The organism is Rhodothermales bacterium, from assembly GCA_040221055.1.
Lineage (GTDB): Bacteria > Bacteroidota > Rhodothermia > Rhodothermales > UBA10348 > 1-14-0-65-60-17.
Window position 1 is genome coordinate 31,023 of sequence record JAVJVN010000011.1, and the last position, 12,963, is coordinate 43,985.

Consider the following 12,963-nt stretch of genomic DNA (forward strand, 5'->3'; position numbering starts at 1 on the left):
ATGTTATACCCAGCTCAGCGATTCAATCCGATTCGCCAATTCGAGGTCCTTTTGGGTTACCGTATTCCCGGCATCGTGCGTCGTAAGCGACACGTCGACCCGGTTGTACACATTGGTCAATTCGGGGTGGTGATTCAGGGCCTCGGCCTCGAATGCCAGGCGGACCATGAATCCCATGGCTTCCTTGAACGATCCGAAGGAAAACGTCTTTTTGAGCGCATTGTCCGACCACTCCCAACCCGGGAGGGATTGGAGGGCGTCACGAATGGCGTTCTCGGTCAGTGTTGCGTTGCTCACAGGATGTATCCGCTGAAGAAGACGAGGTAGATGACAAGATAGATGGGCAGCAGGACCGGGATGGAATACCGGAGGATGTAGCCCATGAAGGACGGCGTTTCGACGCCGTTCGATTCGGCAATGGCCTTCACCATGAAGTTCGGGGCGTTGCCGATGTAGGACATGGCGCCAAAGAATACGGCAGCGACCGAAATGGCCTGCAGGAAGATGACCGAGTCGATGGCGTTGGCGAACTGGAGCACGGCAGCCGGATCATTCACGTCCAGCCCGAACTTGCCCATGGCCGCCGCCAGGAAGTTCAGATAGGTCGGTGCGTTGTCCAGGATGCCCGACAGGATACCCGTGGCCCAATAGAACAGCCCGACGGTCAGGGAATCGGCGTGGCCCGCGGCGTAGTTGCTTATGAGCTGCAGGGCCGGCTGCATGGTCGCGAAAATGCCCAGGAACAGCCAACCGACTTCGCGGATGGGTTCGAAATTGAACTCGTTCTTGGCCATGGCCTCCTTGTCGGCCGTAACGTAGGCCAGGCCCGCCACCGAGAGCATGATGATTTCCCGGATGCCGAACGGCACTCCGAACAGGTCGTGCAGGTTGGGTACCCACGGGAAGACGTTCGGGTCAATGAAGACGGCAGCGATGATGATGGCCACCCAGAAGAAGCTCTTCGTGCCCTGGAGCGAAATCACCGGCTTGTCGGGGTCCGGATCGGGGCTGGTTTCCTTGTTGCGCGTGTCCAGGAACCAGAACACCGCCAGGATCATGATGGTGGCCGGAAACCAGATGTACCAGACATGGGTGAATGTCCAGAAGAACGGCACACCGCGCAGGAAACCGAGGAACAGCGGCGGATCGCCGATGGGTGTGAGCGCGCCACCCACGTTCGCCACCAGGAAGATGAAGAACACGATGTGATACGCTTTCAGCCGACCTGCATTCAGGCGCATGTAGGCGCGGATGAACAGCATGGCCGAACCCGTCGTGGCAATCAGGTTGGCAATGACACTGGCCGCGAACAGCAGGATGATGTTGTTGCGGGCCGTACCGCGGGCATTGATGCTCACGAAGACACCGCTGGCGGCAATGAAGAGCGACGCCACGAGCGCAATGAATGAAATATATTCGGTGGCGGCGTGCTCCATGGCGATGGGCGCCTTAAGTACGAAGAAGTAGTACACGGCCACGATCAGGCCGAGCCCCACCGAGTATTTGGGATAATGATGGTGCCAGTGGTGGGCGAAGAACAGGGGACCCGTGGCAATGAGCAGCAGGATGGCGACGAACGGCAGCACCATCCAGACCGGCGGGAGCGGGCCATGGGCATCGTCCCCGTGGGCATCCTCCTGGGCGTGGGCGTCCGTGGTCATCACGGTATCGGCCGCTGCGGCGGTCGAGTCCTGGGCAAGCGCATCGGGCACGGCCACCAGGGCCAGCCCGAGTATCAACAGGAGGACAAGTTTTCGCATCGTTCAGGAAAAACGGGGCTATTGGATTTCGATGGCCGACTGCGGCGCCGATTGGGGCGCTGTCGCCCGCTTCGTCTCGATGGTCTGCAGGAGCTCCGTAACGGCAGGCTCGCTCTTGTCCAGGAAGGGCTTGGGCATGACGCCCATGACCACCATGAGGACCAGGAGCGGAATGAGGATGCCGAGCTCGCGCGCGTTCAGATCCTTCATGTTCCGGTTCTCATCGCTCTCCAGGGGACCCCAGAACGTGCTGTAGACCATGTAAAGCAAGTAAACCGCCGCCAGGATGACGCCCGTCGTGGCTACGATGACCAGGAACGGACTGCCGAGCGCCGTGCTCTTGAAGGCGCCGATCAGGATGAGGAATTCACCCACGAAGCCGTTCAGGCCCGGGAGGCCGGCCGAAGCCAGGACGCTCACAATCATGAAAAAGGTCAGGACCGGGACGGACCGCGCAATGCCGCCGAAGTCGGACATGAGCCGCGTATGGCGACGCTCATAGAGCATGCCCACAATGAGGAACAGCGCGCCGGTCGAAATGCCGTGGTTGATCATCTGGATCATGGCGCCCTGCATGGCTTCGGTATTGAACGCGAAGATGCCGAGCACCACGAATCCGAGGTGGCTCACGGACGAGTAGGCCACGAGTTTCTTGGCGTCCGTCTGCGCGCGCGAAACCAGGGCGCCGTACACGATGCCGATGACCGCCAGGACCGCGAACAGCATGCCGTACTCGGCGGCCGCGTTCGGGAAGAAGGGCAGGCAGAACTTGACGAGCCCGAAGGTCCCCATTTTCAGGAGCACGCCGGCCAGGATGACGCTGCCACCCGTTGGGGCCTGCACATGCGCGTCGGGAAGCCAGGTGTGCAGCGGGAAGAGCGGCACCTTGATGGCAAAGGCCAGCGCGAACATCAGGAACAGCCAGCCCTGCATGTCGATGGGCATGTTGTAGGCGACCAGCTTGAACCAGTCCGTCGTGAAGACGCCGCCGTTCACGGCATCGCCGGCCGCGAACCCGAGGGCAATGAGCGCCACGAGCATGAGCAGCGATCCGACCAGCGTGTAGATGACGAACTTGAGCGCCGCGTAGACCCGGTTTTCGCCGCCCCAGATGCCGATGATGAAGTACATCGGGATGAGCGTGAGCTCGAAGAAGATGTAGAACAGGAAAATGTCGAATGCCGCGAAAACACCCGTGACGCCCGTCTGGAGGACCAGCAGCAGGACGTAGTAGGGCTTCAGCGACTTCTGGATGTAGGTCCAGGACGACAGCACGACAATCGGCCCCAGGAGCGTCGTGAGCAGGATGAGCAGCAGGTTCAGCCCGTCAATGCCGACGTAGTACTTGATGTCCATGGTATCCGGGAACCAGCTCGAGGACATCTGCGCCAGCTGGGGCGCCGTGGCCGTCGAGATGGCCGGGTCGAACTGCATCCACAGTCCGAGCGACACCACGAACGTGACGAGGGTGGTCAGGAGGGCCGACCATTTGATGGCCTGCTCACTCCGGGCAAGCATCGTCAGAAGGGCTCCGACGAGGGGCAGGAAAATGACGATCGAAACCATGGATCAGAAGAGCATGAGCCAGACGATGAGAAGGACACCGAATACAATGGAGACGGCGTAGGACTGCACGTTGCCCGTCTGGATGTATCGAAGTACGAAGCTGACGGCGCGCGTGAAGAAGGCCACGCCGTTCACCAGACCATCAATGATGTATTTGTCGAACGGAGCGAAGAAATGGTTTGCGCCACCGACCACCGGGCGGACAACGGCCTTGTCGTAGGCCTCGTCCAGGAAGTACTTGCCGGCCCAGAGGGTGTAGAGGCCGCCGAAACGGCTTTTCAGGGTCTCGTCGAAGGCCAGTCCCTTCGTCGTGTACCAGCGCCATCCCAGGGAAACCCCGATGATGGCCACCGCCGAGCCGAGCGCAATCAAACCCCACTCGAGGGCCAGCGAAACGTGCCCGTCGAACAGTTTTTCGGCCACCGGGCCGCCTTCGCCGGCCAACCAGTGGTGGATCCAGTTCAGGTCGCCGTGGGCGATGACCGCCGGAATGCCCAGGAAACCGCCGACCATCGAGAGGCCGGCGAGGACCCAAAGCGGGAACGTCATCGACGCGGGCGATTCGTGCGGGTGGAGGGTGTCGGCGTGGGGCCAGCGGGGGGCGCCTTCAAAGGTCAGGACGTAGGCGCGCATCATGTAGATGGCCGTCAGGAGGGCCGTGATCAAGCCCACGATCCAGGCGAACCAGCCGATCGGGAAGCCGAAGGAAGCGGCTTCGAAGGCCTTGAACAGGATTTCGTCCTTCGAGAAGAACCCGGCCAGGAGCGGGATGCCGGCAATGGCGAGGGTCGAAATGAGGAACGTCATCCGCGTGGCGGGCATGTACTTGCGGAGGCCTCCCATGGTGCGCATGTCCTGCGGATCCAGCTTGTGGCCGTGCCCGTCGTGCGCCAGTTCATGCTCCACGTGGTGCATGCCGTGGATGACGCTGCCGGAGCCAAGGAAGAGGCAGCCCTTGAAGAAGGCGTGCGTCATGACGTGGAAGATGGCCACGTAAAAGGCGCCGACGCCCGTGGCGACGAACATGTAACCCAGCTGCGATACCGTGGAGTACGCCAGGACTTTCTTGATGTCGTTCTGCGTGATGGCAATCGTGGCAGCGACCAGCGCGGTGGTGGCACCGACCACCGTGATGACCATCATGACATTCGGCGCCATGAGCACGAGCGGGGAAAGGCGGGCCAGGAGGTAGAGTCCCGACGTGACCATGGTGGCCGCGTGGATGAGCGCCGAAACCGGCGTGGGGCCCGCCATGGCGTCCGGGAGCCACGTGAAGAGCGGAATCTGGGCGGACTTGCCGGTGGCGCCAATGAACAGCAGCAGCACGATCCAACCGATGGTGGCTTCCGGCATGTTCAGGCCTTCGGTCAGGATGACGCCTACATCGAGTGACCCGATCTCTTTGAAAATCATGAACATGGCAATCAGGAAAGCAAAGTCCCCGATCCGGTTCATGATGAATGCTTTGTTGGCCGCTGCGCTGTTCTTCAGGTTCGTGTACCAGAAGCCGATGAGCAGGTAGGAGCAGAGCCCGACGCCTTCCCAACCGAGGAACAGCACCACCAGGTTGTCCCCCAGGATGAGGTTCAGCATGGCGAAGATGAACAGGTTCAGGTAGGCGAAGAAGCGCCAGAACCCGTCGTCGCCGTGCATGTAGCCGACGGAATAGACGTGGATGAGGCTGCCGACGCCCGTGACCACCAGCCCCATGAGGAGCGAGAGTTGGTCAATCCGGTAGGCAAAATCCAGCGAGAGGTCGCCGGCGGCCATCCAGGTGAACGCGGACCATACAATGGGCTCGCCGTCGTAGGCCAGGAACAGGTAGACGAACGCCAGGAAGGGGACCGTGACCATGGCCGTCCCGATGGCGCCGATCAGGCCCTCCTTGGACCGGTACGAGGGCATGAAGAGGCCCACGAGCCCGTTCAGTGCCGCTCCCGCCAGCGGAAGCAACAGAATCAACAGAATGAGTACAGCAGAATCCATGGTCGAACCGGCGGGGATGTGGGGTCCCTAGTATTTGAACAGGTTGAATTCGGTAACGTCGATCGTCGTCTTGTTCCTGAAGATGGCAATCACAAGTGCCAGGCCGATGGCGGCCTCTGCAGCAGCGACAGCCATCACGAAGAACACCAGGATCTGTCCCTGGGGATCACCCAGCGACTGGCTGAAGGCCACCAGCGTCAGATTCACGGCGTTCAGCATGAGCTCGACCGACATGAGCATGACGATGGCGTTGCGCCGGAAAAGAAAACCGATGACGCCCGCCGTGAAGAGCACGGCACTGAGCGACAAGTACCAATTGAGGGTGACTTCCATCAGACAGCTTTGCGTTTGGCCAGCATGACGGCACCGATGGTGGCGGCAAGCAGGAGAATACCAATGATTTCAACCGGCATGGCGAACTGCACGAACAGCGATTTCGCCAGATTGGACGCCGAGCCGTTTTCCGCGACCGCTTCCAGGCTGCCGGGAACGGGAAGCATGTCCAGGCTGGATGCCACCACGAATGACAGCATGGCCAACAGGCCCATGCTCAGCACATACGCGAGCACACGACGACCGTCGATTTTCTTCAGGTCCGGCAGGGCTGCCAGGTTCAGCAGCATGAGCACGAACAGGAACAGCACCATGATGGCACCGGCGTAAACCAGCACCTGCACCACGGCAATGAACTCCGCATTCAGCGTCAGGTACAGGCCGGCAATGCAAAACAGGTTCAGGATGAGCCAGAGTGCGCTGTTTACCGGGTTCCGGGAGATGAGCATGCCGAGCGCTCCGGCAATGGCAGCGGTCGCGAGCGCAAAAAACAGGATCTGGGCGGCCATGTACGTCCGTAGGGTGGGGTTGATCGCGGCGCAAGTTAGCGACCGTCCGATTGTACGGCAAGGAAAGATCCGATAAAGACACCGATGCGATTGGGTGATGCGCCACCCGAATGTGTAGACTGCTGCATCCCGGCAAGCAAATGCATTCCAGTACTGACAACGCGCACGCCGCGTACTCCTCGTCCTTGTGGCGGGACATCTCTGCCGCCATGCGCGGCGCACAATTCGACTACACGTCCGGCAACCTCTGGCGGGCCATCATCATCCTGGCCATCCCGATGGTGCTGGAGATGGTCATGCAGTCCGTCCTGGAAGTGGTCGATATCTACTTCGTGGGGCGGCTCGGCGCTGACGCGGTTGCGGCCGTCGGCCTGACGGCCAGTCTCATCATCATCATTTTTGCCATCGGGCTCGGCCTCGGCATTGCCGCGACGGCCATGGTGGCGCGGCGCATTGGCGAAAAAGATGTGGACGGCGCGGGCGCGACGGTCTGGCAGGCCGTGCTGTTGACCCTGGCGGTGGCGCTCCCGACCGGTGTGTTCGCCATCTTCACGGCCGATGATCTGCTCCGCCTCATGGGCGCGACGGAATCCGTGGTGGCCATCGGCACGCCCTACGCACAGGTCATGCTGGGCTCCAACGTGGTCATCCTCATGCTCTTCCTGCTGAACGCGGTGTTCCGCGGTGCGGGGGATGCGAGCGTGGCCATGCGGGTGCTCTGGATAGCGAACATCCTGAACATCATCCTGGACCCCATCCTGATTTTCGGGTGGGGACCCATTCCGGCGTACGGTGTGATGGGCGCGGCCGTGGCCACGGCCATCGGCCGCGCCGCAGGGATTGGCTACCAGGTATGGATCCTGATGGGCGGGCGGACCCGGCTGCAGCTCCGGCGCAAGCACATGGTGCTGCAGACGTCCGTCATGCGGCGGCTGGTGCGTATTTCACTGCCGGGCATGGCGCAGTACCTGGTAGGAACGGCCAGTTGGCTGGCACTCATGCGGATCATGGCCGAGTTCGGCAGCGAGGCGCTGGCGGGCTACACGGTGGCCGTGCGGATCATCATCTTCGCGCTCCTGCCCTCGTGGGGCATTGCCAACGCGGCGTCGACGCTCGTGGGGCAGAACCTGGGGGCGAAGCAGCCGGATCGGGCCGCGACCTCGGTCTGGTACTGCACGCTGGCGGACGTGGTGTTCCTGTCGCTCATGGGCGTCGGGTTCTGGATATTCGCCGACGAGGTCGTGGGGATCTTCGTGTCCGAAGCGGGGGCCCGCGCCGTTGGCGTGCAGAGCATCCACATCCTGACGCTGGCCTACCCCATCTGGGCGGTGAGCATGGTCATCATCCAGGCCTTCAACGGCGCGGGCGACACGTCCACGCCTACCTGGATCCACTTCCTGGCCTTCTGGGTGCTCCAGTTGCCCGCCGCCTGGTATCTGGCCCTGCACCAGGAAATGGGGCCGCTCGGCGTGTTCCTGGCCATCGTGGCGGGACAGTCCGCCGCGGCGGTGATGGGCGCGGTGATGTTCAGGCGGGGGAGCTGGAAGGCGACTGAGGTTTAGCCCGGCGCTCCAGGCGCGCCCGGAGATGGTCCCGCACAGCCGGCCACTCCGGGCGCGTCACGGAGAAGTAGACCGTGTCGCGCAGCGAGCCGTCCGCGAGGATCATGTGGTGCCGCAATGTGCCTTCCTCGACGCATCCAATGGCGCGCATGGCCGCACGGGATTGCGTGTTGCGGGCGTCCGTCTTGAGCTCAACGCGGTTGTACGCGAGCGTATCGAAGGCATGCGAAAACAGGAGCAGCTTGGCCTCCGTGTTCACCACGGTGCCCTGCCATGCCGGGGCAATCCAGGTCCATCCGATTTCCAGGCGCCGATGCTCGGGAACGATGTTGCCGTAGCGGCTGCATCCGACGACCTGGCCCTCGAATTCGATGGAAAACGGCACGAACGTGCCGTCGGCGTGGCCGGCGAGTGCCTTTTGAACGTACCGGAGCATATCTTCCGGAGTCCGGACGGGATCGGGATTTACGTGCCAGATCCGTTCGTCAAGGCCGATTTCCACGAGCCGGTCCACGTCGGACAGGGCGAGTGGTCGGAGCCGGACAAATTTCCCCTCGAGTACGACCATGATGCTGGATGCGTTGACGGAGCCGAGGCTCCAGGATTTGAAGGCCCACCTGGCCGCTCTTCCGGGCGAGTCGACCGTGCGCGTCATGTACGTGCCGGGCCGGATCGAGTTGCTGGGCAAGCACACGGACTATGCGGGCGGCGTGAGCCTGACGTGTGCCTCGTCGCGACGTATGGTGGCCATCCTGGCGGAAACGCGGGATGCCGGAATCACCTTCATCGATGCCGTCACGGGAGAGCGCGAACGAATTGCGTTCGACGGCTCGGCGGTGGTCAAGGGCTGGGCGTCCTATGCGGACGTGGCCGTGCGACGCGTGGTGGAACGGTTCGGCAAGCCCAAGCGCGGCGCGACGGTTGTTTTCATGAGCGATATCCCGAAGGCGGCCGGCATGAGCTCGTCGTCCGTCGTGACCACGATGGCGGTGCTTGCGGCACTGTCGCTGAATGGTGACGGGCCGCAGGAGGGCGTGCAGACGCTCGGCGAACTGGCCACCTTCCTGGGCGAAGTCGAGTCGGGCGTGGGCACGCGGGGAGGCAGCCAGGACCACACGGCCATCCTCATGGGCAAGGACGGGAAGGCGTCGCTGTTCGGATACCACCCGGTGGAACGGCTGCTGGAGCTGGATTGGCCATCCGACATGCATCTGGTCATCGGCGTCAGCGGCGTGAAGGCATCGAAGCGTACGGGGGCCAAGGAACTGTACAATGCGGCGTCGGCGCTGGCGCGTCGGATTGGCGAGGCGTGGGCAGACGACGGAATGCCGTCGTTGATGGGCGCCATCCTGGAACACGGCGACATCGACGAATCCCGCGTAATTGAAATGATCGATGCGATTGCCGGGAGCCCGGAGGATCGGACGCGGCTTTGGCACCGGTTCGCGCAGTTCCACGACGAATGCACGGTCGTCATACCCGATGCGGTCCAGGCGTGGCGGGCGGGGGATTGGGATACGTTCGGGGACCGGGTGGCCTACTCCCAGCAGATGGCGGAGGAGTGGCTTGGAAATCAGGTGCCCGAGACGTCCTGGCTCGTCCGGTCGGCGCGGGAGCACGGCGCGGTCGCGGCATCGGCCTTCGGTGCCGGGTATGGTGGCGCGGTCTGGGCGATGGTCCCCGTGGACCGGTCCGCCGCCATGATGGAACAGTGGTCGGCGGCCTATGGGCGGGCGTTTCCGGACCGGACGGGAAAGGCGTTGTTCTTCCGGGATCGGCCTTCCGAGGGTGTGCGTGTGGAAGGCGGTGCAACTTGGCCGGAATGAGTTCGTCTTGATGATGAGCGTGCCCCCATCACGCTTTCCTGTCAACAAACGCCGAGCGCCGGACGCTCGGGAATCCCGCCATGAATCGTATTTCGCTATTCTCCGCATTTTTTGCGGCGATTATCCTCTTGGGCGCGCCCGCATCGATGGTCGCAGCCCAATCCGCATCTTCTGAATCTTCCCTGGATGAAGCTCGCTCCCGCCACGAGGTGATGGACGTCATCGAGACCCTCTTCGAAGGCATGCGCACCGGCAACGCCGACATGGTCGCGTCGACGTTCGCCGAGGGGGCGACGCTCGCATCCAGTGGCACGCGGAACGGCGTACCGTTCGTCCAGAAGAGTGCCGCATCGGAATTCGTGGCCGCCGTCGGCCGCCCTTCCCCGCAGCCATGGGATGAGCGCATCTGGAACGTCGAAATCGACGTCCGGGACAACCTGGCCAGCGCCCGCATGGATTATGCGTTCTTCTTCGGCGAGGAGTTCATGCATTGCGGCCAGAATCACATCCAGTATGCGCGTCACGCCGACGGATCCTGGAAGACGATTGCCCTGGCCGATACGCGAACGCCGGCTGCCGAGTGTGAACTCGATCCCGACCAGGTGGAGGAAACCGCCGTGCGGGCTGCCCTGCGCCACTACCTGAAGGGGCATGCGACGGGGGACGGAGCGCATCATGCGCAAGCCATGGCGGAAGAGGTGGGCAGCATGTACTTCGTGAATGACGGCGCCCTGCAGCAACGCACGTTCGAGGCCTACATTGCCGGATCCCCCGGGGCCCCGGCGCCGAACGAGGCCGAGCGTTTCCGCTACATCGACTGGGTGGAAGTCAGCGGCACGGCCGCCGTTGGCCGCGTTGTCCTGGATTACCCGGGCACGTTCTTCGTGGACTACATGTCGCTGCTCATGATCGACGGCGAGTGGCAGATCGTGAACAAGATCTTCGACCGGTCTTCGAGGTAGTGGGGGAACACCGCGCGGGTCCGTCGCGTGTTTGGCTGCCTTTCTGACCACGCTTACCCGGATTGCCCCATGTCTGATCTCATTCCCGTAACCATTGCCCGCGGCGACGGCATTGGCCCTGAAATCATGGATGCCACGCTGCGCATCCTGGACGCGGCCGGAGCCCCGCTCCGCTACGATGAAATCAAGATCGGGAAAGCCCTGTACGAGACGGGAAACACGTCGGGCATTGCGCCCGAATCGTGGGATACCATCCGCCGCAACAAGGTCTTCCTGAAGGCGCCCATCACGACGCCCCAGGGCGGTGGGTACAAGAGCCTGAATGTGACCATCCGCAAGTCGCTGAGCCTCTATGCCAACGTGCGGCCGTCGAAGTCCTACGCGCCGTTCGTGACCAGCCAGCATCCGAGCATGGACCTGGTCATCATCCGCGAGAACGAGGAAGACCTGTATGCCGGAATCGAGCACCAGCAGACGAACGAGGTCGCGCAGGTCCTGAAACTCATTACGCGTCCGGGAACGGAGCGGATTTGCCGGTATGCCTTCGAATATGCACGGGCCTACGGTCGCCAGACCGTGACCTGCATGACGAAGGACAACATCATGAAGCACACCGACGGGCTGTTCCACAAGGTGTTCGATGAGGTGGCGAAGGACTATCCGGACATCGAGTCCGAGCACTACATCATTGATATCGGCGCGGCCCGCGTGGCCGCGCAGCCGGAACGCTTCGACGTCATCTGCACGCTGAACCTGTACGGGGACATCCTGTCCGACATCGCATCGCAGATTGCCGGCTCGGTGGGTCTGGCCGGGTCCGCCAACATCGGCGACGAGATTGCCATGTTCGAGGCCATCCACGGATCGGCGCCGGACATTGCCGGCCACAACGTGGCCAACCCGTCGGGTCTGCTCGTGGCCGCCAACCAGATGCTGGTGCACCTGGGTCTGGGCGACGTCGCCACCCGCGTGGAGAATGCATGGCTGTGCGCCCTGGAGTCGGGCTACCACACCGCCGACATCTTCCGCCAGGGGCTTTCCGAGCGGGAAGTCGGGACGGACGGGTTCACGGAGGTGGTCATCCAGAACCTGGGCAACCAGCCGAGGAAACTGCGCAGTGTGGAATACAAGAAAGGGGGCATTTCGGTGCCCAAGCCGTCCGTACGTCGCGCCAAGAAGGAATTGCAGGGCATTGACGTGTTCCTGGACTGGGATCCGGACAAACGGGACCCCGACGTGCTCGGGAAGGGGCTCGAGGATGCCTGCACAGGTACCCCGTACAAGCTGAAGATGATCACGAACCGCGGCGTGAAGGTCTATCCGGATGGATTGCCCGAAACGTTCTGCTCGGATCACTGGCGTTGCCGGTTCCTGGCCCGCGACGGCCAGCCCAAGCAGTTTGACAGCATCCTGGAACTGCTGACCGCCGTGAGCGGTGCCGGATTCGATGTCATCAAGACAGAGCATCTGTACACGTTCGACGGCGAACGCGGCTACTCGCTCGGACAGGGCGAATAGGCCCGGGCGCACGCATGGCGAACCTGAACCGTACCACACGAAAGGTCCACTACTGGATAGGTGCGGCCATCCTGTTGCCGGTACTGGTGGTGACCGTGAGCGGTCTGTTGCTCCAGGTCAAGAAGCAGTCCAGCTGGATCCAGCCGGATGAACATCGGGGCACAGGCACCGTGCCGGAAGTGACCCTGTCCGAGGTGCTCACACTGCTCCAGGGGATGCCCGAGCTCGGCGTCACGTCGTGGGACGATGTGGACCGCCTGGACGTGCGTCCCGGCAAGGGCATGACCAAGATCCGGCTCAACTCCGGATACGAAGTGCAGGTCGACATGGGCACGGGAGAGGTGCTGCAGGTGGCCTACCGCCGGACCGATCTGATTGAGGCCCTGCACGATGGATCGTGGTTCGGCGGCGACTGGACCAAGTTGGGCCTGTTCCTGCCGAGCGGTGTCGGTTTGTTGGTGCTGGCACTCTCCGGACTGTGGCTGTTCATCCTGCCGTTCCGGTCCCGGCGACGCAAGCGGGCATGTGGGCGCTAGTCGTACTGTGCTTGCCTGATGTCGTGACTCTCGGCACATGACATATATCGCCTGGCACAGTATTGTCTACATGTGATCAGGAAGAATGCCCACGGAACACGTGGTACTATATGGACATCCGTACGTTCTGGCGACATCTAGTAGCTGTTATCGGTCTAGTGACGAGTCTCGTACCCGTGATTGCTGAAGGGCAGTCAACAGATGATGCCTCCGTCGTAGATTGTCCGATCAGGCCCGACAGGCGTGCATTGTCGACTCGTCTGATGACAGCCAGCTTGCAAAACGACGGGCGGCTCTTTGGAGACAGGGCTGAACCTATGCTGTCAATTCCGCCCGAGGCAACAGACGGATCGTTGTCGTCGCTTGCCGTGTGGGTATCAGGAACGATATCGGGCCAACAGCGAG

12 protein-coding genes are annotated in these 12,963 nt (G+C 62.4%); 5 read left to right on the top strand and 7 right to left on the bottom strand.

The window, feature by feature from the left end:
- Nucleotides 1–3 precede the first annotated feature (3 nt).
- Genes RIE53_04840 through RIE53_04865 form a run of 6 tightly spaced genes read right to left on the bottom strand, consistent with a single transcriptional unit; the run spans nucleotide 4 to nucleotide 6,154 of the window.
- A complete protein-coding gene (locus RIE53_04840; GenBank protein ID MEQ9104003.1) occupies nucleotides 4–297 on the bottom strand; it encodes a 4a-hydroxytetrahydrobiopterin dehydratase in 294 nt (97 codons plus the stop codon).
- Nucleotides 294–1,760 (bottom strand): sodium:proton antiporter, encoded by a 1,467-nt coding sequence (locus RIE53_04845; protein ID MEQ9104004.1) that lies wholly within the window; start codon nucleotides 1,758–1,760, stop codon nucleotides 294–296. Before RIE53_04845 ends, RIE53_04840 begins: the two co-directional genes overlap by 4 nt.
- A gap of 18 nt (nucleotides 1,761–1,778) precedes the next feature.
- Nucleotides 1,779–3,326 (bottom strand): NADH-quinone oxidoreductase subunit M, encoded by a 1,548-nt coding sequence (locus RIE53_04850; protein ID MEQ9104005.1) that lies wholly within the window; start codon nucleotides 3,324–3,326, stop codon nucleotides 1,779–1,781.
- Between the two features lie 3 nt (nucleotides 3,327–3,329).
- On the bottom strand, nucleotides 3,330–5,312 hold the full coding sequence (gene nuoL / locus RIE53_04855; protein ID MEQ9104006.1) for an NADH-quinone oxidoreductase subunit L: 1,983 nt from the start codon (nucleotides 5,310–5,312) through the stop codon (nucleotides 3,330–3,332).
- A gap of 27 nt (nucleotides 5,313–5,339) precedes the next feature.
- Entirely contained in the window at nucleotides 5,340–5,645 is a 306-nt protein-coding gene (gene nuoK, locus RIE53_04860; protein ID MEQ9104007.1) for an NADH-quinone oxidoreductase subunit NuoK, read from the bottom strand.
- Nucleotides 5,645–6,154, bottom strand: coding sequence for an NADH-quinone oxidoreductase subunit J (locus RIE53_04865; GenBank protein ID MEQ9104008.1), 510 nt, complete (start codon nucleotides 6,152–6,154; stop codon nucleotides 5,645–5,647). The genes nuoK and RIE53_04865 overlap by 1 nt, the downstream gene beginning before the upstream one ends.
- Nucleotides 6,155–6,294: 140 nt before the next feature.
- Here RIE53_04865 and RIE53_04870 point away from each other — a divergent pair, with 140 nt between their 5' ends.
- A complete protein-coding gene (locus RIE53_04870; protein MEQ9104009.1) occupies nucleotides 6,295–7,716 on the top strand; it encodes an MATE family efflux transporter in 1,422 nt (473 codons plus the stop codon).
- Here the strand turns inward: RIE53_04870 and RIE53_04875 are convergent.
- Nucleotides 7,682–8,284: a GNAT family protein gene (locus tag RIE53_04875; GenBank protein MEQ9104010.1), complete on the bottom strand. Its 603-nt coding sequence runs from the start codon at nucleotides 8,282–8,284 to the stop codon at nucleotides 7,682–7,684. The genes RIE53_04870 and RIE53_04875 overlap by 35 nt on opposite strands.
- Between RIE53_04875 and RIE53_04880 the strand changes: the two genes are divergently transcribed.
- The 4 genes from RIE53_04880 to RIE53_04895 all read left to right on the top strand — a co-directional run bounded on the left by RIE53_04880 (nucleotide 8,283) and on the right by RIE53_04895 (nucleotide 12,558).
- Entirely contained in the window at nucleotides 8,283–9,542 is a 1,260-nt protein-coding gene (locus tag RIE53_04880; GenBank protein MEQ9104011.1) for a galactokinase family protein, read from the top strand. The two genes, RIE53_04875 and RIE53_04880, sit on opposite strands and share 2 nt — an antisense overlap.
- Before the next feature lie 80 nt (nucleotides 9,543–9,622).
- Nucleotides 9,623–10,504, top strand: a complete 882-nt coding sequence (locus RIE53_04885) for a nuclear transport factor 2 family protein (protein ID MEQ9104012.1) — start codon at nucleotides 9,623–9,625, stop codon at nucleotides 10,502–10,504.
- 69 nt (nucleotides 10,505–10,573) lie between these two features.
- Nucleotides 10,574–12,022 carry an NADP-dependent isocitrate dehydrogenase gene (locus RIE53_04890; protein ID MEQ9104013.1) on the top strand — a complete coding sequence of 483 codons (1,449 nt, stop codon included), beginning with the start codon at nucleotides 10,574–10,576 and terminating at the stop codon, nucleotides 12,020–12,022.
- A gap of 14 nt (nucleotides 12,023–12,036) precedes the next feature.
- Nucleotides 12,037–12,558, top strand: coding sequence for a PepSY-associated TM helix domain-containing protein (locus tag RIE53_04895; GenBank protein MEQ9104014.1), 522 nt, complete (start codon nucleotides 12,037–12,039; stop codon nucleotides 12,556–12,558).
- Nucleotides 12,559–12,963: the final 405 nt, after the last annotated feature.